The sequence below is a fragment of the Streptomyces sp. NBC_01296 genome (assembly GCF_035984415.1).
Lineage (GTDB): Bacteria > Actinomycetota > Actinomycetes > Streptomycetales > Streptomycetaceae > Streptomyces.
This window is the reverse complement of record NZ_CP130720.1, coordinates 3,241,635-3,260,924: the sequence shown is the minus strand read 5'-3', so window position 1 is coordinate 3,260,924 and position 19,290 is coordinate 3,241,635. Positions and strand designations below refer to the sequence as shown.

The window sequence follows — 19,290 nt, the reverse complement described above, 5'->3', positions numbered from 1 at the left end:
TGCTTCAGGCGGCGGAAGGCCGGGATGGTCGACTATTCTCCGATTCGAGCGGGTCCGCTTTCGGAGCCGTCACGCAGTCGGAGGAGGTGGGTCCTGTCGCTGGGACCGACGAAGGCCACGCGGAGGAGACAACCCCGGAGCGCAATGCGCGCTTCGAGAGGGACGCCCTCGGCTACCTCGACCAGATGTACTCGGCCGCACTGCGCATGACGCGCAATCCGGCCGACGCCGAGGACCTGGTCCAGGAGACGTACGCGAAGGCATACGCGTCCTTCCACCAGTTCCGCGAGGGCACCAATCTCAAGGCGTGGCTCTACCGCATTCTGACCAACACGTTCATCAACTCCTACCGCAAGAAGCAGCGTGAACCGCAGCGCAGCGCGGCGGAGGAGATCGAGGACTGGCAGCTGGCGCGCGCCGAGTCGCACATGTCGACGGGACTGCGTTCCGCCGAATCGCAGGCGCTCGACCACCTGCCCGATTCGGATGTGAAGGAAGCGCTTCAGGCCATTCCGGAGGAGTTCCGCATCGCGGTCTATCTTGCCGACGTAGAGGGCTTTGCGTACAAGGAGATCGCGGACATCATGGGTACACCCATCGGTACGGTCATGTCGCGACTGCACCGTGGCCGCCGTCAACTCCGCGGAATGCTGGAGGACTATGCCCGTGAGCGCGGGCTGGTTCCCGCCGGCGCGGGAGAGTCGAACGACCTGAAAGGCTCGGGCTCATGAGCTGCGGAGAGCCGCACGAGACGGAGTGCTCTGAGGTCCTGGACCACCTGTACGAGTTCCTGGACCACGAGATGCCGGACAGCGATTGCACGAAGTTCGAGACGCACTTCGGCGAGTGCAATCCCTGTCTGGAGAAGTACGGCCTCGAGCAGGCCGTGAAGAAGCTGGTGAAGCGCTGCTGCGGTTCGGACGACGTGCCGACCGATCTGCGCTCGAAGGTCATGGGCCGGATCGAACTGATCCGTTCGGGCCAGGCCGTTCCCGATCACGACGTGACCGCGGATCCCGCCACCGGCTAATCGAACAACCGCCCCTGGAAACCCACTTCGTTCACCCGAAGGTGCTAATCCGGGGGCGCCCGTACGGCGCAATACGAAAATGTGGCCCGCTGCACAAGGGGCCCCACCTATTCTCCCCAGACGGTGCCCCTGCGACGCGGCGGCACCGGGTGCGCACGGCACACGGGAGGAGAGCGCCATGCGGGTACCTCCGCCGGCGGCGCGTCCCTCCCTCATGCGGGCCCTGATCCTGTGCGCCGTCCTCGCGGCACTGGCCTGCACCGCCCCGGCCTTCGCCGATTCCGGCACCCCCTGGCCCGTCGTCGGGCTGCTCGCCCTCCTCTACCTGGGCTGCGAACTCGTCAAGCTGTGCCCGCTGCCGGGCAGCCGCAGCCGGGTCCCCGAGGGCATCGGCTCCTTCTTCCCCGTGGTGCTCGCCGCCGTCTTCCTGCTGCCGCCGGCCGCCGCCGCGCTCGTCGCGCTGCCCGGCGGGTTCGCCCAGGCCGTGCTCCAGCGCCCCGCCCGGGTGCGCCGGGTGTGGCACGCGGCGCAGCAGGCCACGGCCGCCTGGGCCGCGGGATGGACGTTCGCCCTGCTGGGCGGGCCGGCCGCGCTCGGCGCAAGCCCCTTCGCGGGGTCCTTCGGAGCGGCCTTCGGGGGGTCCGGGCCGCCCGGTGCGGCCGGCCGGCTCGCGGAATTCCCGTACGCGATGCTCCCCGCGGCGGCCGCGGCCGCCGCCTTCTGCCTCGTACTGGCCGCCCTCGACGCGGGCATCCTGGCCGCCGCCGAGGGACGGCCCGCGCGGACCGCGTGGCGCGGACTGGTCACCGGCTCCCTGGCCCCGCACTGCGTGCACGGCCTCGCCGGGCTGATGATGGCCGTCATGTGGCGCAGCCCGTACGGGCTCCCGGCCGCCATCCTCGTCCTGCTGCCGATGTACATCTCCTGCTGGGTCTTCGCCCAGTACCACCGCGAACGGGCCGCCCACCAGGCCACGATCCGGGCGCTCGTCCAGGCCGTCGACCTCAAGGACCGCTACACGCGCGGCCACAGCGAGCGCGTCGGCCAGGCCTCGGCGATGATCGCCCGCGAGCTGGGCATGTCCGAGGACCGGCTCGAGGTCGTCCGGATCGCCGGGATCCTGCACGACGTCGGCAAACTCGGCGTCCCGACCCGGCTGCTGCGCAAGGACGGGCCGCTGACGCCCGAGGAGCGCCGGGTCATCGAGCTGCACCCCGAGTACGGGCACGAGATGGTGCGCGGCATCGGCTTCCTGGGGGAGGCCCGGTCCGCGATCCTGCACCACCACGAGCGGGTCGACGGCACCGGATACCCGTACGGGCTGGCCGGTGAGCAGATCCCGGTGCTGGCCCGGGTGGTGGCGGTGGCCGACGCCTTCGACGCGATGACCTCGACCCGCTCGTACAGCCGCGCCCGGCCGGTGCCGGTGGCGCTCGCCGAGCTGGAACGGTGTGCAGGGGCGCACTTCGACCCGGCGATGGTGCACGCGCTGGTGGGCGCGATCGGCCGGGACGGCTGGCACCCGGTGGTCACCGCGGACGACGACGTGCAGGTGATCCCGGCCGGTGCCGGTGCCGGTGCCGTTTCCTCTTCCGCTGTCGGCCGTGCGCCGGCGGCCGTCGCCGCAGCCGCCGCCGCTCCTGTTGTGGCCGCCCCTGCCGCGGCCGTCCCGGACCCCGGCGGCCCCGGGCTGTCCGGGCTCCCGGCCCAGGGCGCCCGCCTGGGCGTACGGACCGTGGACCCGCGGGCCGGGCAGGACCCGGACGGCGGGGGCGGGGCATGAGGGGCGCGGTCGTGTGGACGGTGCGCGGGGCCGCCGGGGTGCTCACCCTGGCCGGGCTCGGGCACACCCTCTGGTACGGCGTCGTCGAGCCCGGCACCGCCCTGGCCTTCGGCACCCTGATCGCCTGCGGCGAGCTCGCCCGCCGTGACACGGGCGACACCCGTGACCGCCGGGCGGACGGCGACCCCCGCGCCGCCCGGGACGCGGCCGAGGAGCGCCGGCCCGCGCCGCTGGGCTCCGCCGGCGCCCTCGCGTACGCCCTGCTCGGCCCGAACGCCACCCAGTCCACGCACCACGGGGTGCTCCAGATCGTCGCGGTCGTCGTCGCCGCGGCGCTCGCCGGGATCGTCCCGCACATCGCCCGGGGCCGCGGTCCCGCCGCCGACCACCTGGCCCGCCGGGTCCTCACCGTCGCCTTCGCCGCCGTCTGCTTCCAGCCGCTCTACAACTCCGGCCGGCTCGAGCACGGCATCGGGCAGGGCCCGTACCTCGTCCTCTTCCTGCTCTTCCTGCTCGGCCTCACCGCCCTCTGCGACGCCGTGCTCGCCGCCGCGCCGGCCGGCGCCCGCACGGGCCGGCCGTACGGGCCGCTGCTGCGCGACGAGCTGCGCGCCCAGCTCGGCATCGGCTCGGCGATCTGCGCCACCGGGGTCGTCATGGCCCTCGGCGTGGCCGTCGCCGGGCTGTGGGCCCTGCCCGTCCTCTGCGTGCCCCTGCTGCTGACCCAGCTGTCCTTCCACCGGATCACCGCGATCCGCACCACGTACCGCCAGACCATCACCTCCCTGGCCCGGGCCACCGAGATCGCCGGCTGTACCCGCCCGGGGCACTCCCGCCGCGTCGCCGTGCTGAGCTGCGCCGTCGGCCGGGAGCTCGGGCTGTCGCAGCGGGAGCTCACCGTGCTGGAATACGCCGCCCTCATGCACGACATCGGCCAGCTCTCGCTCGTCGACCCGGTCCGGGCCGGGGCCACCGCGGGGCTGCCCGCCGCCGAGGCCCGCCGGATCGCCGTGCTCGGCGGGGAGGTCGCCCGGCAGACCGGGGTGCCCGCCGAGGTGGCCGTGGTCGTGGAGCGGCAGGCGGACCCGTACCGGGACCAGCCCGTCGCCGCGCGCATCGTACGGGCGGTCAACGCGTACGACGACCTGCTCGGCGGGACCCGTCACCCCGGCGGCTCACTGGCGGCCCTGGAGCAGCTCAGGCTGGGCACCGGGCGCGACTATCAGCCAGAGGTCGTGGAGTGTCTTGCAAGGGTTCTGGCCAGGGGCGGACGTGACAGAGTCGGTCAAGTCCCACTTGGGTAACCCATGGGTAATGAGCGGCCGTCCGAGTGGGCATGGTTGGATGCCAGTAGGAGTGTCCGTGAGGGTGTCCGCAAGGCTGCACCGTTGGACCGGCAGGCGGGAATCGTGAGGATCTTCGGGAAGGTACGGCATCGGCCCTCCGCCTCGTGGCGGCAGGCCACCGACCGCGCGTTCACGCTGATCGGCGACGGGCGGTACGAGGACGCGGGCGCGCTGCTGACCAGAGCCGCGGACCTGGAGCCCTGGCTGTCCGAGTCCTGGTTCAACCTCGCCCTGCTGCACAAGTTCCGGCACGACTGGGAGCAGGCACGGGCCGCCGGACTGCGCGCCGTGGCCCTGCTGGACCGCGAGACCGGCGCCCCGGACTGGTGGAACGTCGGGATCGCCGCGACCGCGCTGCAGGACTGGCCGCTGGCCCGCCGGGCCTGGCAGGCGTACGGGCTGAAGGTGCCCGGGGACGCCGCCGCCGGCGGGAAGAAGAACAGCGGCGAACCGGTCGGCATGGAGCTCGGCAGCGCCGCCGTACGGCTGTCCCCCGAGGGGGAGGCCGAGGTGGTCTGGGGCCGCCGGCTGGACCCGGCCCGCATGGAGGTCCTGTCGATCCCGCTGCCCTCCTCGGGGCGCCGCTGGGGCGAGGTCGTCCTGCACGACGGGGTCCCGCACGGCGAGCGGGTCACCGCGGCCGGGCCCTCGTACCCCGTATTCGACGAGATCGAGCTGTGGGCGCCCTCGCCGGTGCCGACCTGGGTGGTGCTGCTGGAGGCGGCCACCGAGGCGGACCGCGACGCGCTGGAGCAGCTGGCCTCGGACGCGGGCTTCGCCGCCGAGGACTGGTCGTCGTCGGTGCGGCTGCTGTGCCGGACCTGCTCGGAGAGCGTGATGCCGAGCGGCGAGGGCGACGGAGAGCACCTCGACCCGCACGACCACAGCGAACCGGGGCATCCGGGACCGCTCGGGCACCGTACGAACGGTTCCGGCCCGCTGTGGGTGCCGGAGCGGGAATGCGGCATCGCGGCGCCGGCCGGACTGGTGCGCGGACTGCTCGACGGCTGGGTCGCGGACAGCCCGGAGACCCGGGAGTGGCGGGATCTCGAGGAAGTCTGCTGACCGGGCACCGTAGGCTGTACCGGCACATTGGTGAACGGGTGGACTTACGGAAGGCGTACGGCGGACATGGCGCAGCAGGAGAACGAGGTCGTCGAGCTTGTGAACGACGGGTACGTCGTGGACACCGAGGACTGTGCGGAGCGCGAACTCGCCCACCGCGAGCGCGGCACCGCCCGCCCGATCACGGTCGTCGGCAACCCGGTCCTCCACCACGAGTGCAAGGACGTCACCGAGTTCGGCGACGAACTGGCGCAGCTGATCGACGACATGTTCGCGAGCCAGAAGGCCGCCGAGGGCGTGGGCCTGGCCGCGAACCAGATCGGCGTGGACGCCAAGGTCTTCGTCTACGACTGCCCCGACGACGACGGCGCGCGCCACACCGGTGTCGTGGTCAACCCGAAGCTCGTGGAGCTGCCGGCCGGCTCCCGCGTGCTCGACGACTCGAACGAGGGCTGCCTGTCGGTCCCGACCGCGTACGCCTCGCTGGCCCGCCCGGACTACGCCGAGGTGACCGGCCAGGACGCGCAGGGCAACCCGATCAAGGTGCGCGGCACGGGCTACTTCGCGCGCTGCCTGCAGCACGAGACGGACCACCTGTACGGGTACCTGTACATCGACCGCCTCTCGAAGCGCGACCGCAAGGACGCCCTGCGCCAGATGGAAGAGGGCACCCCGCGCTACGAGACGGTCCCGAACGCCTGAGCCCCGCCGCACAGGCTCAGCACCCGCACACCCCGGTCGACGGCCCGGCGCAGCGCCCCGAGCAACGGCTCGTGGTACTCCCGGGCCGCCGCCGTGCACACGGCGAAGCCGTACGGCGGCAGCTACGCGCGGCCGAGCAGCGCGCGCAGATCATCGGGTACGGGCATGGGAGTGAGCAGCCCCGCCGCCGTACGCCCCGTGTTTCCGTACGGCACGCGCCCGGTCGCCGACCCGGCCCCCGCGACCAGGATCCGCACCACCTGCCCCACGGTCTCCGCCCGGTCCCGGCAGCGCACCGCGAGCCGGAACATGTGCCAGTGCGCACGGGTGTGGGGCCAGGCCCAGGCCTGGGAGATGATGTGGGCCCGCTCCAGGGCGGTCCACATCGCGGCCGTGTCGGGCGCGGCGTCACGGGCGCGGCGCAGCTCGTCCTCGAAGGCCTCGCGCACGGTGGGCGGCATGGCCTTCCCGGTGCAGGCGGCGACGCATTTCCTCATCATGTTTCGCATGCGTCCACGGTGCGGCCGCAGGGCCCGCCGGCGCTTGAACGAACCTGCTACATCCACTGGATGGTGCGGGTGAAGTCCGAGGGCGCGATCCCGAACATCCGCCGCCACACCCGGCTGAAGTGCGCCCCGTCGGCGAAGCCCGCGCCGTGCGCCGCGTCCGTCAGGGAGTGTCCCCGGGAGGCGAGTTCGACCGCGTGCATCAGCCGCAGCCACAGCACGTACGGGCGGAACGGGAGCCCCAGCTCGGACCGGAAGAGGTGCGCGAGGCGGCTCTCCGACAGGCACGCCACCTCGGCCGCCTGGGACAGCCGTACGTGCTCCCGCCCGGGCAGCCAGTCCAGCACCCGCACCAGCCCCGGATGCGGATCCGCGCACGGCAGCGGCCCCCGGGGCAGTACGGAGTCCAGCGCGCAGGCCGCCTCGAAGGGATCGGCGGGCAGCACATCCGGTACGAGATCCCCCGCGTCCCCCGCCAGCGCCGCGAGCCGGCGCCCGGCGACGGAGAGCGGGTCGTAGTGCAGCACGACCCCGCGCGGAACCCCGCCCAGCACGGAATGCCGCACCCCGGCCGGAACCACGTAGGCCCGGCAGCGCAGCGGCTCCCCGCCCGGCCCGGCCATCAGCAGCTCGTCCCCGCCGAGCGCGGCGATGACCTGCACGGAGTGGTGCGCGTGCGCGGTGGCGGACCCGATGGCGCCCCCGTACAGCACGCCCCCGGGCCGCAGCCGCGCCCGCCCGGCCCACCCGGTCACGGACGACGAAGCGCCCCCGCCCAGGACCCCGGTGACCGGGATGTTCCTCCCCATGGGCGGGGACGCTATCAAGTGACGTGAGCAGGCGACCTAGAAGTCCTCGTCCAGGTCGACCGTGCCCTCGACCGCGACCTGGTAGGCCGACGGGCGGCGCTCGAAGAAGTTCGTCAGCTCCTGGACGCCCTGCAGCTCCATGAAGGAGAACGGGTTCTGCGAGCCGTACACCGGGGCGAAGCCGAGGCGGACCAGGCGCTGGTCCGCGACGCACTCCAGGTACTCGCGCATCGACTCGGTGTTCATGCCCGGCAGGCCGTCACCGCACAGGTCGCGGCCGAACTGGAGCTCGGCCTCCACGGCCTCCTTCAGCATGTCGGTGACCTGCTGCCGGAGGGCGTCGTCGAAGAGCTCCGGCTCCTCCTTGCGGACCGTGTCGATGACCTCGAAGGCGAAGCTCATGTGGGCGCTCTCGTCACGGAAGACCCAGTTCGTGCCGGTGGCCAGGCCGTGCAGCAGGCCGCGCGAGCGGAACCAGTACACGTACGCGAAGGCGCCGTAGAAGAACAGGCCCTCGATGCACGCCGCGAAGCAGATCAGGTTCAGCAGGAAGCGGCGGCGGTCGGCCTGCGTCTCCAGCCGGTCCAGCTTCTCGACCTCGTTGATCCACTTGAAGCAGAACTGCGCCTTCTCGCGGATCGACGGGATCTCCTCGACCGCGTCGAAGGCGGCCGCGCGGTCGTCCGGGTTGGGCAGGTAGGTGTCGAGCAGCGTCAGATAGAACTGGACGTGCACGGCCTCCTCGAACAGCTGGCGCGACAGGTACAGGCGCGCCTCCGGGGAGTTGATGTGCTTGTAGAGCGTCAGCACCAGGTTGTTCGAGACGATCGAGTCACCCGTCGCGAAGAACGCGACGAGGCGGCCGATCATGTGCTGCTCGGCGGGCGTCAGCTTCGCCAGGTCGGCGACGTCCGAGTGGAGGTCGACCTCCTCGACGGTCCAGGTGTTCTTGATCGCGTCCCGGTAGCGTTCGTAGAAGTCCGGGTAGCGCATGGGACGGAGCGTGAGCTCGAAGCCCGGGTCCAGGAGGTTCTTCTTCTCGGTGGAGCTCATTACTGGCAGGCCTCGCAGGACTCGGGGTTCTCAAGGGAGCAGGCGAGCGCTTCCGCGGCGGCGGCTTCGGCGGCAGCCTGGGCCGCGGCTTCCGCGTCGATGACGGGCAGCGCCACCGGGGCGGCCGCCTGCGCGGCGCGGGCGATCTTCGTCGCCGGGCGCGAGCGCAGGTAGTACGTGGTCTTCAGGCCCTGCTTCCAGGCGTACGCGTACATCGAGGACAGCTTCCCGATGGTCGGCGTCTCCAGGAACAGGTTCAGCGACTGCGACTGGTCGAGGTACGGCGTACGGGCCGCCGCCATGTCGATCAGACCGCGCTGCGGGATCTCCCACGCCGTGCGGTACAGCTCGCGCACCTCGGCCGGGATCCAGCCGAAGCCCTGGACCGAGCCGCTGGAGTCGCGCAGCGCCTCGCGGGTCTGGGCGTCCCACACGCCGAGCTTCTTCAGCTCCTCCACCAGGTAGCCGTTGACCTGGAGGAACTCACCGCTCAGCGTCTCGCGCTTGAAGAGGTTGGAGACCTGCGGCTCGATGCACTCGTACACGCCGGCGATCGAGGCGATCGTCGCCGTCGGCGCGATGGCGAGGAGCAGCGAGTTGCGCATGCCGCTCTTCGCGATGCGGGCGCGCAGGGCGTCCCAGCGCTCGGGCCAGTTCGACTCGACGTCGTAGTGGTCCGGGTGCAGGACACCGCGGGCGGTACGGGTCTGCTCCCAGGCGGGGAGCGGGCCGCTGCGCTCGGCGAGGTCGCAGGAGGCCTCGTACGCGGCCAGCATGATGCGCTCGGAGAGCTTGGTGGACAGCGCCTTCGCCTCGGGGGAGTCGAACGGCAGCTTCAGCTTGAAGAAGACGTCCTGGAGGCCCATCGCGCCCAGGCCCACCGGACGCCAGCGGGCGTTGGAGCGGCCGGCCTGCTCGGTCGGGTAGAAGTTGATGTCCACGACGCGGTCGAGGAAGGTGACGGCCGTGCGGACGGTCTCGTCCAGCCGCTCCCAGTCGATCTCACCCGTCTCGGTGAGGACGAACGCGCCCAGGTTGACCGAGCCGAGGTTGCAGACGGCGGTCTCGCCGTCGTTGGTGACCTCGATGATCTCGGTGCACAGGTTCGAGGAGTGGACGACGGTGCCCGGCTCGGCGGTCTGGTTCGCCGTGCGGTTGGAGGCGTCCTTGAAGGTCATCCAGCCCTGGCCGGTCTGCGCGAGGGTGCGCATCATCCGGCCGTACAGGTCGCGGGCGGGCATGCTCTTGCGGGCGAGGCCCGACGCCTCGGCCTTGCGGTAGGCGGCGTCGAACTCGTCGCCCCACAGGTCGACCAGCTCGGGCACGTCGGCCGGGGAGAACAGCGACCAGTCGGCGTCCGCGTTCACGCGGCGCATGAACTCGTCCGGCACCCAGTGCGCCAGGTTCAGGTTGTGCGTACGGCGCTGGTCCTCGCCGGTGTTGTCGCGGAGCTCCAGGAACTCCTCGATGTCCGCGTGCCAGGTCTCCAGGTAGACGGCGGCGGCACCCTTGCGGCGGCCGCCCTGGTTCACGGCGGCGACGGAGGCGTCGAGGGTCTTGAGGAACGGCACGATGCCGTTGGAGTGGCCGTTCGTACCGCGGATCAGCGAACCGCGGGCGCGGATGCGCGAGTACGAGAGGCCGATGCCGCCGGCGTGCTTCGACAGGCGAGCGACCTGGTGGTAGCGGTCGTAGATCGAGTCGAGTTCGTCCAGCGGGGAGTCCAGCAGGTAGCAGGAGGACATCTGCGGGTGCCGGGTGCCGGAGTTGAAGAGCGTGGGGGAGGACGGCAGGTAGTCGAGGCGGCTCATCAGCCGGTAGAGCGAGGCCACTTCCTCGACGGCCTGGACGCTGTCGTTTTCGGCGAGGCCGCAGGCCACGCGCAGCATGAAGTGCTGCGGGGTCTCGACCACCTGGCGGGTGATCGGGTGGCGCAGCAGGTAGCGGCTGTGCAGGGTGCGCAGGCCGAAGAAGCCGAAGCGGTCGTCGGCGCCCTCGGCGAGGGTGTGCTCGACGAGCGCGTCCAGGCGGCTCGCGTGCAGCGCCACGAACTCGGCGGTGCGGTCCGCGATCAGGCCCTCGCGGTGGCCCACCGCGACGGAGGCGGAGAAGGAGGTGGCCCCCTGGCCGGCGGCTTCCTCGGCGACGGCCAGCGTCAGCAGCCGGGCGGCGAGCCGGGAGTACGCCGGGTCCTCGGAGATGAGGCCGGCGGCGGCCTCCGTGGCCAGCCCGCGCAGTTCGGCCTCGTCGGCGGCGGCGCTGCGCCCGCGGAGCGCGGCGGCGGCGACCCGGCCGGGGTCGGTGTCGGGGAGGTCGGCCGTCAGCTCGGTGAGGGTTCGCAGCAGTGCGGCCCCAGGTCCCCCGGTCTCGATTCCGGTGTCGGACGGGTCGGACTCGGCGCGCGGTGCGGAAGGCGCGATGGTCACGGGGGGAGCTCTCCCTCGCTCGGCTCCGGGACACCGGCGGGTGCGGGGCGCGAGCGGGCGCGCGCGGAACAGGGCACGGCCCGGGAAGGCACGTTCACACCGCACGGCGTCCACCGGCCCAACCGCGGGGCCCGGACGTATCGGCACCCGGTTCGGTCGAGCCGGGCGCACTGTCGGCAGGTCCTCGGACTTGCGGTGACACCAATCGGTGTACTTCATACCGTTGCGGGACAGTTCCGGATTCGCACCGGATTCCCCTGCGACGACAGCGAGCATGAGCATACATGTGGGGGCCGCTTCCCGTGCGACCCCCTAGATGTTGTGTCGGCGTGGCTACAGATCGAGACCGTACGTGAGCAGAGTGAGGCCGGGGACGGGCTCCCAGTCCCGCTCCGGCGTGCGCACGAAGCCGAGCCGTTCGTAGATCCGGTGGGCGCCGACCATGTCGTCCGTGGTGGACAGGACGAGGCGCCGTACGCCCTCGATGGCCCTCGCCCGCTCCATGCAGGCCCGTACGAGCGCCTCCCCTGCGCCCCGCCCGCGGCCGGCCCGGGCGACGGCCAGCATCCGGAACTCGGCCTCGCCGGCCCCGGCGATGTCGCACAGCGGGCTCCCGGGCGCGGCGAACGCCACACCGCCGAGGAGCTGTCCGTCGCTCGCGGCGGCGACGAGTATCACCCCGTCGCGTGCCCGCCCGGCCACGTCGCGCAGCCGCGCGAGGTACGGGTCGTCCTCGCCGAAGGTGAGCAGCCCGTCCCCCAGATACGCCTGCGCGGTGATCTCCCCGAGCGTCTCGTACTCCGTCGCCAGCGCTTCCCTGATCACGATGTCCATGCAGTCGAGTGTGCCGGACGGCTGTCGGTGCCCGGCGCTATCGTCGAAGGCAGCACCGTCGAGAAAGGCGAGCGAGGCATGACCGTGATGACAGACCGGCCCCACATGTTGACAGAGGACTTCGAAGCCGTGGCGCGCATAGCCGCCCGCGAGAGGGTGGGGACACGGCTGGAGTTCATCGACGGGATCATCAGGAGCAAGGCCATGCCGGACGGCGACCACGGGATGATCGTCCAGTGGCTCACGCGGATCTGTATCCAGCACCGACCGGAGCTGTGGCTGCATCCGGGGCAGGGCATCAAGGCCCAGGAGTACCGAGCCGGCCGGGCGATTCCGGATGCGGCGCTCGCGCCTGCCGACGCATTCGTCGGGCAGGGCGACTGGGTCGACCCCGATCCGATCCTCATGGCCGTCGAGGTGACCTCGTGGGATTCGGACACCCACCGGCGGGACCACGTCGAGAAGCCCCGCGCCTACGCGGAGACGGGTATCCCCGTCTACCTCGTGATCGACCGGGCCAAGTGCGGAATCTCCGTCTACAGCCAGCCCAACGGCCGACGGTACGAGAGCGTCCACATCGTGCCGTACGGCACGGACATCGCGCTTCCCGAGCCCGTCGGTATCACCCTCCGGACCGAGGTCCTCAAGGACTGGGTGCGCTGAGGAACGGAGAAGGGCCTCGCCGGGGTCCCGGCGAGGCCCTTCGGCTACAAGGCTCTCAGCAGCAGCGGAAGCCCTCGCGGGGGTCCGCCTCGCGCGAGTCCGTGCGGGCGCGCTCGAAGGCGCGGCGGGTCATGACCTCGGCCGCGGGGTCGTGCGTACGGGCGTGGGCCACGTAGCGGTCGTACGCCGCCTCGCCCGAGAACTCCCGTACGAAGTACCGCGCCTTCGCCAGCGCCGCGCGGACGCCGCTCACGCCACCGGCTCCTTCACGCGGCCCCCGCCCGAGTCCAGGCCGGCGGCAGCGAGTTCCGCCCGCTCCTCGGGTGTCGCGATGAGCCCGGCCGGGGCGATGATCTTCGACTCGGTCCACGGGACCTCGGACAGCCTGACCGCCTCCGGGGCGGAGATCGCCTTGAAGCAGGTCCGCGCCGCGTCCAGCAGCACGATGATGATCAGGATCGCGAACAGCGCCGACAGCGCGCCGTCCACCGTGGCGTTGGTGACCACGGTGTGCATCTCGTCCATGTTCTTGGCGGGCGGCAGCACCTTCCCGGCGTCGATCCCGGTCTGGTACTTGTCGCGCTGCGCGAAGAAGCCGACCTTCACGTCGTCGGAGAACACCTTCTGGTAGCTCGCGGTGAGCGTGACGGCCACGTCCCAGGCCAGCGGGACGCCGGTGACCCACGCCCACTTGAGCCGCCCGGACTTGACGAGCAGCGTGGTGCAGACGGCCAGGGCCACCGCCGCGAGCAGCTGGTTCGCGATCCCGAACAGCGGGAACAGCTGGTTGATGCCGCCCAGCGGGTCCTTGATGCCGACCCACAGGAAGTAGCCCCAGCCGCCGACGACGAGCGCGCTCGCCAGCCACACGCCGGGCTTCCAGCTGATGTCCTTGAAGGGCTTGTGCACGTTGCCGAGGGTGTCCTGGAGCATGAACCGGCCGACGCGGGTGCCCGCGTCGAGGGTCGTCAGGATGAACAGTGCCTCGAACATGATCGCGAAGTGGTACCAGAAGGCCTTCATCCCGGCGCCGCCGAGCACGGACGAGAAGATCTCCGACATTCCGAGTGCGAAGGTCGGCGCACCGCCCGTACGGGACAGCAGGCTGGCCTCCTCGACGTCCTTGGCGGCCTGCGCGAGGTACTCGGGCGAGACGGCGAAGCCGAGGTGGGTCACGGCCTGCGAGGCGGTCTCGACGGTGGTGCCGATGACGCCCGCGGGGGAGTTGACCGCGAAGAACAGGCCGGGCTCGATGATGGTGGCCGCGATGATCGCCATGACGGCGACGAAGGACTCGGTCAGCATGGCGCCGTAGCCGATGACCCGGACCTGGGTCTCCTTCTGGATCATCTTCGGGGTGGTGCCCGAGGAGACCAGTGCGTGGAAGCCGGACAGGGCGCCGCAGGCGATGGTGATGAAGACGAAGGGGAACATCGACCCGGCGAAGACCGGCCCGTCCCCGCGGGCGGCGAAATCGGTGACCGCGGGCATCTTCAGCGTGGGCATCGCCAGCACCACGCCCACCGCCATCAGCGCGATGGTGCCGACCTTCATGAAGGTGGACAGGTAGTCGCGGGGCGCGAGCAGCATCCACACCGGCAGCACCGAGGCGACGAAGCCGTACGCGACCATCCAGAGGACCAGGGTCTCCTTCTCCAGCGTGAAGGTGCTCGCCAGTGAGGACTCGGCGACCCAGCCGCCCGCGACGATGGCGAGCAGCAGCAGCGCGACGCCGATGACGGAGATCTCGGTGACCCGGCCCGGCCGCAGCACGCGCAGGTAGAAGCCCATGAAGAGGGCGATCGGGATGGTCATGCCGATGGAGAAGACACCCCAGGGGGAGTGCGCCAGTGCGTTGACGATGACCAGTGCGAGCACGGCCAGCAGGATGATCATGATGGCGAACACGGCGACCAGGGCGGCGGCTCCGCCGACGGGGCCGATCTCGTCCCGGGCCATCTGGCCGAGCGAGCGCCCGTCGCGGCGCGTGGAGAAGAAGAGCGTGACCATGTCCTGGACGGCGCCCGCGAAGATGACGCCCGCGACGATCCAGATGGTGCCCGGCAGGTAGCCCATCTGCGCGGCGAGCACGGGGCCGACCAGCGGACCGGCGCCGGCCACGGCGGCGAAGTGGTGGCCGAAGAGCACGCGGCGGTCGGTGGGGTGGAAGTCGACACCGTTGTCAAGGCGTTCGGCCGGGGTGGCCCGCGTCTTGTCGACCTTCAGGACCCGGTGGGAGATGAAGCGCGCGTAGAAGCGGTAGCCGATGGCGTACGAGCCCAGCGCGGCGGCGAGCAGCCAGGCGGCCGAGATCTCCTCGCCGCGCGAGAGCGCCAGGATGCCCCAGCCGAGGGCCCCGATGAGGCCGACGAGCACCCAGACGGCGATCGCCTTCGGGGTCATGCCTCCCGACGTCATGTCCCCTGCTGCGGAAGGCGAGTCCGCCGCCGTGCCCGGACTCGCCGCGTTCCGTTCTGTACCTGTTGCTTCCGGTTCCGGCATGATCCTCGTCCCCTCGTTGATCATCTGCGTAAGCGCAGGGAATCTACGGGGGCGCGCCCGGTGAACGTAAGCCCCCGTCCGTATAGCGGAACGAGAGTCAAGCACGGATCAGTTGGTCTGACCCAGAGTCGAGCGACGAACTTTTGACGCGACCCTGGTCCGTGCGACCGGATCTTCCTGCTTCATCGCGCGGCGCCGAGGCTCTCGCCCCGGTCTCACCCACGCTCCACGAGGCGTTTCGCCTGTCCGCCCGCCCGGCGGCCAGGGTGTTGATCGCCGCGTTCCCGTCGCGGTCGTGGTCGGCGCCGCACTCCGGGCAGGTCCACTCCCGGACGTGCAGCGGTTTCGGGCCGTCCCGGTGCCTGCAGGAGGAGCAGACCTGCGAGGTCGGCTCGAAGCGCCCGATCTTCCCGAAGCGGCGGCCGCGTCTGGCGGCCTTGTATTCCAGCATGTCCACGAAGGCGGACCAGCCGGCGTCGTGCACCGATTTGGCGAGCCGGGTCCGTCCGAGGGCGTGCACCGCGAGGTCCTCCACGTACACCGCTTGGTTGTCGCGGATGATCTGTGTGGACGTCTTGTGGTGCCAGTCCCGGCGGCGGTCGGCCACCTTGGCGTACTGCCGGGCTACCTTGATCCGAGCCTTCGCCCGGTTCCTCGACCCCGCGGCCTTGCGGGAGAGGCTCTGCTGCAACCGCTTGACCTTCTTCTCCGCCCGCCGCAGAAACCGTGGCGAGCTGATCTTCGTGCCGTCCGACAGGACGGCAAAGGTGGACAGCCCCAGGTCGATGCCGACCTCAGTGCCGGTCTGAGGCAGGTGGTCGACATCGGTCTCGACCACGAAACTCGCGAAATACCGACCGGCAGAGTCCTTCACAACCGTGAGGGAAGACGGTGCGGTTGTAGCGCAGTTGCACACGAGCGACCGTAGAGCCCTTGATCGGGGGAATGCACGGCCAGGCAGGGATATTGCCTGAATTGCTCGAGGCCGGATGATTCGGACTGAAGGAGATCGGGTGGTGGGGTGGTATTGGACGGGCCGGTTCGCCTGAGGCGCGGGGGGCCCGTCCACGTGCTGCGTCAGACGGCGGGGCGCTGGAGCCGCGCCACGAACTTGTAACGATCGCCGCGGTACACCGAGCGGACCCATTCCACCGGTTCGCCGTCGGCGTCCAGCGAGTGGCGGGAGAGCATCAGCATCGGCAGGCCGACGTCGGTGCCCAGCAGGCCCGCCTCGCGCGGGGTGGCCAGGGAGGTCTCGATGGTCTCCTCGGCCTCCGCGAGCCGTACGTCGTACACCTCGGCCAGCGCCGTGTAGAGGGAGGTGTACTTGGCCAGCGAGCGGCGCAGCGCGGGGAAGCGCTTGGCCGAGAGGTGGGTGGTCTCGATGGCCATCGGCTCGCCGCTGGCCAGGCGCAGCCGCTCGATGCGCAGCACCCGGCCGCCCGTGGCGATCTTGAGGAGCCCGGCCAGGGTGTCGTCGGCGGTCACGTAGCCGATGTCGAGGAGTTGGGACGTGGGCTCCAGCCCCTGGGCCCGCATGTCCTCCGTGTACGAGGACAGTTGGAGCGGCTGGGAGACCTTCGGTTTCGCGACAAAGGTGCCTTTGCCCTGAATGCGCTCCAGCCGGCCCTCGACGACGAGCTCCTGGAGCGCCTGGCGCACGGTGGTCCGCGAGGTGTCGAATTCGGCCGCGAGCGTGCGCTCCGGCGGTACCGGCGTGCCGGGGGGCAGCGTCTCGGTCATGTCGAGCAAGTGCCGCTTGAGTCGGTAGTACTTGGGCACACGCGCCGTGCGAGTGGCTGCCCCGCCTTCCGGCTCCGTGGTCGCCCCTTCGGTGGACATCGCCGCCCGCCTTCCCGACTCCAGTTTCGCTGCCGTCACCGGCTCCTCCGATATGTGCGGTCACATCGTGACACGGGTGGGAGGGCAGGCCTCCTCCCTCCCCCAGGTGTCGGTCCGGTAACGGACCGATCACCCGCTCATTAGACCCTTGACACCCCTAAAGGTCTAGGCCAAGCTCCGGTTACTGGTCTAAACCAATATGGATCAGATCCCGGCCCCAGGGCAGTACTTGGTGCATGTCACCGCGGCGGGCGAGGGAAGTTGCAGGCAGCATCCCTGAGGAGGGTGGCGTGAAGCGCAAGCTCATCGCGGCGGTCAGTGTCGCGGGCATGATGGTCGGAGTCGCGGCGTGCGGCAACGGCGGCGACGACAAGGGGAAGACCGACGCGGGCGGCGCCAAGGAGATCACCGTCTGGGTGATGGACGGTTCCGCGCCGAAGGCCTGGATCGACGCGGTCAACGCGGAGTTCTCGGCCAAGCACCCCGGTGTCACCGTCAAGGTCGAAGAGCAGCAGTGGAAGGGCATCCAGGAGAAGGTCACCACGGCCCTCTCCGAGAACACCCCGCCGGACGTCCTCGAGCTCGGCAACACCCAGACCTCCGGCTACGCGGTCACCGGCGGACTCGCCGACCTGACCAAGGACAAGTCCAAGCTCGGCGCGGACGCCTGGCAGAAGAGCATGCTCGCTTCGGCCGAGTACGACGGCAAGCTCTACTCCGCTCCCTGGTACGCGGCCAACCGCGTCGTCGTGTACGACAAGAAAGCCTTCGCGAAGGCCGGCGTCACCCCGCCGACCACCCGTGACGAGTGGATCGCCGGCCTTGAGAAGCTGAAGGCCGCGGACCCCGCCTCGCAGCCGATCTACCTGCCCGGCCAGAGCTGGTACGTCCTCGCGGGCTTCGTCTGGGACGAGGGCGGCGAGCTCGCCGTCAAGGACGGCGGCAAGTGGAAGGGCGGTCTCGGCACGCCCCAGGCCGCCTCCGCGATGGAGTTCTACAAGAAGCTCCAGTCCTACTCCACCGCCCCGAAGGACAAGGACGAGGCCACCCCGCAGCAGTCCACCGACGTCGTTCCCAAGGGCGGCGTCGCGTCCTGGATCGGTCTCGGCTGGGAGGCCGGCGGCGCGGAGAAGGCCCTGAAGGACGCGGGCAAGGAGGCCGACTTCGGCTACTTCCCGATCCCGGGCAAGACCGCCGACAAGCCGGGCACCGTCTTCCTCGGCGGCTCGAACCTCGCCGTGGCCGAGCGCTCCAAGAACAAGGAGCTCGCCAAGGAGTGGCTGGCCCTGGCCGCCGGCAAGGACCAGATGGCGAAGTACGCCGCCGAGACCAAGGGCGCGCTGCTCCCGAACCAGGCCGCCGCGAACTTCACCCCCGCCGCGGGCTCCTTCGCCGAGGCCATGGGCAAGGGCGGCGTCAACGGCCGCATCACCCCGGTCACCCCGGGCTGGGCGAACGTCGAGACCGAGCCCAACCCGCTCAAGGAGTTCATGACCAAGGTCCTGAAGGGTGAGGACGCCGCCAAGGCGGGCGCGGACGCGGACAAGGAAATCGCGAACCGCATCAACAAGTAGCACGTAGCACCGGGGGTGCGGCCGGCGCCCACGCGCCCGCCGCACCCCCGGTCGCGCATCGACAGACCTGTGCGACGCCCGACCGCAGCCGAGGTAACCAAGACATGACCGTGCACTCCCAGGGAGCGGCGACCGCTCCACAGGACGCACCACCGAAGTCCGCCGGACGGCAGCAGACGCCGCCCACCACCACCGGGACCACCCCCTCGTCTCCTCGCCGGGGCAGAACGTCGCTCCCTTCGGGCTGGCTGCCGTACCTCCTGATCGGGCCCGCGGTCCTCAGCCTGGCCACGCTGCTGCTGTACCCGCTGGTCAAGAACGTGATCCTGTCGTTCCAGAAGGTCGACAAGATCGAGTTCATCCAGCGGAAGGCGCCCTTCAACGGGGTCGAGAACTACACCCAGCTGCTGGGCGACGCGCACTTCTGGACCGTCGTCGTGCGCACCTTCGCCTTCACCGCGGCCAACGTCGCGCTGATCATGGTGATCGGCAGCCTCCTCGGCATCCTGCTGAACCGGCTCGGCACGTGGATGCGCCTGGTCCTGTCGATGGCGCTGGTGATGGCCTGGGCCATGCCGATCGTCGCGTCCGTCACCGTCTTCCAGTGGCTGTTCGACGAGCAGTTCGGCGTCATGAACTGGGTCATGCGCACCCTCGGCTTCTCCGGCTACGAGCAGCACAACTGGTTCGAGTCCGGCTTCTCCACCCTGGTGATCGTCACCGTCCTGGTGGTCTGGGGCTCCGTCCCCTTCGTCGCCCTCAACATGTACGCCGGCCTGACCACCGTCAGCGGCGAGCTGTACGAGGCCGCGCGGATGGACGGCGCGAACGGCTGGCAGACGTTCTGGCAGGTCGTCTTCCCGAACCTCAAGCCGTTCTTCCTCGTCACCACGTTCCTCGAGGTGATCTGGGTCTTCAAGGCCTTCACCCAGGTCTACGCGATGAACCGCGGCGGCCCCGACCGTGCCTCCGAGACCCTGCCCGTCTTCGCCTTCGTCGAGGGCCAGAGCCAGGGCCACTACGCGCTCGCGGCAGCGATCTCCGTCCTGACGATCGTGATGCTCGTGATCGTCATGTCCTTCTACTTCCGCCTGATCCTGAAGCAGGAGGAGGAGCAGTGAGCACCACCACCGCGCCGAAGCCCGCACCCGCCGC

At 70.8% G+C, this 19,290-nt stretch carries 17 protein-coding genes, 1 pseudogene and 1 riboswitch; of the genes and pseudogenes, 9 read left to right on the top strand and 9 right to left on the bottom strand.

Features of this window, described 5'->3' with window-relative positions:
• Nucleotides 1-86 precede the first annotated feature (86 nt).
• The 6 genes from OG299_RS14440 to def all read left to right on the top strand — a co-directional run bounded on the left by OG299_RS14440 (nt 87) and on the right by def (nt 5,926).
• Nucleotides 87-731: a sigma-70 family RNA polymerase sigma factor gene (locus OG299_RS14440; RefSeq protein WP_008741505.1), complete on the top strand. Its 645-nt coding sequence runs from the start codon at nt 87-89 to the stop codon at nt 729-731.
• On the top strand, nt 728-1,030 hold the full coding sequence (gene rsrA, locus OG299_RS14435; RefSeq protein WP_053784609.1) for a mycothiol system anti-sigma-R factor: 303 nt from the start codon (nt 728-730) through the stop codon (nt 1,028-1,030). The genes OG299_RS14440 and rsrA overlap by 4 nt, the downstream gene beginning before the upstream one ends.
• A 178-nt stretch (nt 1,031-1,208) precedes the next feature.
• Nucleotides 1,209-2,813, top strand: coding sequence for an HD-GYP domain-containing protein (locus OG299_RS14430; RefSeq protein WP_327361694.1), 1,605 nt, complete (start codon nt 1,209-1,211; stop codon nt 2,811-2,813).
• Nucleotides 2,810-4,117 carry an HD-GYP domain-containing protein gene (locus OG299_RS14425; RefSeq protein WP_266625666.1) on the top strand — a complete coding sequence of 436 codons (1,308 nt, stop codon included), beginning with the start codon at nt 2,810-2,812 and terminating at the stop codon, nt 4,115-4,117. Before OG299_RS14430 ends, OG299_RS14425 begins: the two co-directional genes overlap by 4 nt.
• 105 nt (nt 4,118-4,222) lie before the next feature.
• Nucleotides 4,223-5,224, top strand: a complete 1,002-nt coding sequence (locus OG299_RS14420) for a tetratricopeptide repeat protein (RefSeq protein WP_266625664.1) — start codon at nt 4,223-4,225, stop codon at nt 5,222-5,224.
• Nucleotides 5,225-5,290: 66 nt separating this feature from the next.
• On the top strand, nt 5,291-5,926 hold the full coding sequence (gene def, locus OG299_RS14415) for a peptide deformylase (protein ID WP_266625662.1): 636 nt from the start codon (nt 5,291-5,293) through the stop codon (nt 5,924-5,926).
• A gap of 122 nt (nt 5,927-6,048) precedes the next feature.
• Here def and OG299_RS14410 read toward each other — a convergent pair whose 3' ends face one another.
• The 5 genes from OG299_RS14410 to OG299_RS14390 form a co-directional block, all read right to left on the bottom strand.
• On the bottom strand, nt 6,049-6,435 hold the full coding sequence (locus OG299_RS14410) for a DUF3703 domain-containing protein (protein WP_327361693.1): 387 nt from the start codon (nt 6,433-6,435) through the stop codon (nt 6,049-6,051).
• A 47-nt stretch (nt 6,436-6,482) separates the two neighbouring features.
• Nucleotides 6,483-7,241, bottom strand: coding sequence for an AraC family transcriptional regulator (locus tag OG299_RS14405; protein ID WP_266625658.1), 759 nt, complete (start codon nt 7,239-7,241; stop codon nt 6,483-6,485).
• Nucleotides 7,242-7,277: 36 nt separating this feature from the next.
• Nucleotides 7,278-8,294: a ribonucleotide-diphosphate reductase subunit beta gene (locus OG299_RS14400; RefSeq protein ID WP_266625656.1), complete on the bottom strand. Its 1,017-nt coding sequence runs from the start codon at nt 8,292-8,294 to the stop codon at nt 7,278-7,280.
• A complete protein-coding gene (locus OG299_RS14395; RefSeq protein WP_405700858.1) occupies nt 8,294-10,720 on the bottom strand; it encodes a ribonucleoside-diphosphate reductase subunit alpha in 2,427 nt (808 codons plus the stop codon). Before OG299_RS14395 ends, OG299_RS14400 begins: the two co-directional genes overlap by 1 nt.
• A gap of 158 nt (nt 10,721-10,878) precedes the next feature.
• Nucleotides 10,879-11,002, bottom strand: a riboswitch (cobalamin riboswitch).
• A 51-nt stretch (nt 11,003-11,053) separates the two neighbouring features.
• Nucleotides 11,054-11,554, bottom strand: coding sequence for a GNAT family N-acetyltransferase (locus tag OG299_RS14390; RefSeq protein ID WP_327361692.1), 501 nt, complete (start codon nt 11,552-11,554; stop codon nt 11,054-11,056).
• 78 nt (nt 11,555-11,632) lie between these two features.
• On the opposite strand from OG299_RS14390, the gene OG299_RS14385 reads away from it, so the two are divergent.
• Nucleotides 11,633-12,217: a Uma2 family endonuclease gene (locus OG299_RS14385; RefSeq protein ID WP_327361691.1), complete on the top strand. Its 585-nt coding sequence runs from the start codon at nt 11,633-11,635 to the stop codon at nt 12,215-12,217.
• Between the two features lie 55 nt (nt 12,218-12,272).
• Here OG299_RS14385 and OG299_RS14380 read toward each other — a convergent pair whose 3' ends face one another.
• The 4 genes and pseudogenes from OG299_RS14380 to OG299_RS14365 form a co-directional block, all read right to left on the bottom strand.
• The gene (locus OG299_RS14380; RefSeq protein WP_327361690.1) at nt 12,273-12,470 is read right to left on the bottom strand and encodes a CstA-like transporter-associated (seleno)protein; all 198 of its coding nucleotides are present in this window, start codon (nt 12,468-12,470) and stop codon (nt 12,273-12,275) included.
• A complete protein-coding gene (locus OG299_RS14375) occupies nt 12,467-14,620 on the bottom strand; it encodes a carbon starvation CstA family protein (RefSeq protein ID WP_266625648.1) in 2,154 nt (717 codons plus the stop codon). Before OG299_RS14375 ends, OG299_RS14380 begins: the two co-directional genes overlap by 4 nt.
• Before the next feature lie 196 nt (nt 14,621-14,816).
• Nucleotides 14,817-15,614, bottom strand: a pseudogene (locus OG299_RS14370) (RNA-guided endonuclease TnpB family protein); the annotation flags it as partial.
• Nucleotides 15,615-15,796: 182 nt separating this feature from the next.
• Complete coding sequence (locus OG299_RS14365; RefSeq protein ID WP_030153577.1) at nt 15,797-16,561, bottom strand: GntR family transcriptional regulator; 765 nt, start codon at nt 16,559-16,561, stop codon at nt 15,797-15,799.
• 290 nt (nt 16,562-16,851) lie between these two features.
• On the opposite strand from OG299_RS14365, the gene OG299_RS14360 reads away from it, so the two are divergent.
• Together OG299_RS14360 and OG299_RS14355 are read left to right on the top strand one after the other, a co-directional pair.
• The gene (locus tag OG299_RS14360) at nt 16,852-18,135 is read left to right on the top strand and encodes an extracellular solute-binding protein (RefSeq protein ID WP_266625641.1); all 1,284 of its coding nucleotides are present in this window, start codon (nt 16,852-16,854) and stop codon (nt 18,133-18,135) included.
• Between the two features lie 104 nt (nt 18,136-18,239).
• A complete protein-coding gene (locus OG299_RS14355) occupies nt 18,240-19,256 on the top strand; it encodes a carbohydrate ABC transporter permease (RefSeq protein WP_266625639.1) in 1,017 nt (338 codons plus the stop codon).
• The last annotated feature ends 34 nt before the right edge of the window (nt 19,257-19,290 follow it).

What these genes read in the sequence shown, in the direction of transcription:
- OG299_RS14375 (WP_266625648.1), bottom strand. Translation starts at nt 14,620, where the DNA reads ATGACCCCGAAGGCGATCGCCGTCTGGGTGCTCGTCGGCCTCATCGGG.
- OG299_RS14410 (WP_327361693.1), bottom strand. Translation starts at nt 6,435, where the DNA reads ATGCGAAACATGATGAGGAAATGCGTCGCCGCCTGCACCGGGAAGGCC.
- OG299_RS14400 (WP_266625656.1), bottom strand. Translation starts at nt 8,294, where the DNA reads ATGAGCTCCACCGAGAAGAAGAACCTCCTGGACCCGGGCTTCGAGCTC.
- OG299_RS14355 (WP_266625639.1), top strand. Translation starts at nt 18,240, where the DNA reads ATGACCGTGCACTCCCAGGGAGCGGCGACCGCTCCACAGGACGCACCA.
- OG299_RS14385 (WP_327361691.1), top strand. Translation starts at nt 11,633, where the DNA reads ATGACCGTGATGACAGACCGGCCCCACATGTTGACAGAGGACTTCGAA.
- OG299_RS14390 (WP_327361692.1), bottom strand. Translation starts at nt 11,554, where the DNA reads ATGGACATCGTGATCAGGGAAGCGCTGGCGACGGAGTACGAGACGCTC.
- OG299_RS14365 (WP_030153577.1), bottom strand. Translation starts at nt 16,561, where the DNA reads ATGTCCACCGAAGGGGCGACCACGGAGCCGGAAGGCGGGGCAGCCACT.
- OG299_RS14405 (WP_266625658.1), bottom strand. Translation starts at nt 7,241, where the DNA reads ATGGGGAGGAACATCCCGGTCACCGGGGTCCTGGGCGGGGGCGCTTCG.
- OG299_RS14430 (WP_327361694.1), top strand. Translation starts at nt 1,209, where the DNA reads ATGCGGGTACCTCCGCCGGCGGCGCGTCCCTCCCTCATGCGGGCCCTG.
- OG299_RS14425 (WP_266625666.1), top strand. Translation starts at nt 2,810, where the DNA reads ATGAGGGGCGCGGTCGTGTGGACGGTGCGCGGGGCCGCCGGGGTGCTC.
- def (WP_266625662.1), top strand. Translation starts at nt 5,291, where the DNA reads ATGGCGCAGCAGGAGAACGAGGTCGTCGAGCTTGTGAACGACGGGTAC.
- rsrA (WP_053784609.1), top strand. Translation starts at nt 728, where the DNA reads ATGAGCTGCGGAGAGCCGCACGAGACGGAGTGCTCTGAGGTCCTGGAC.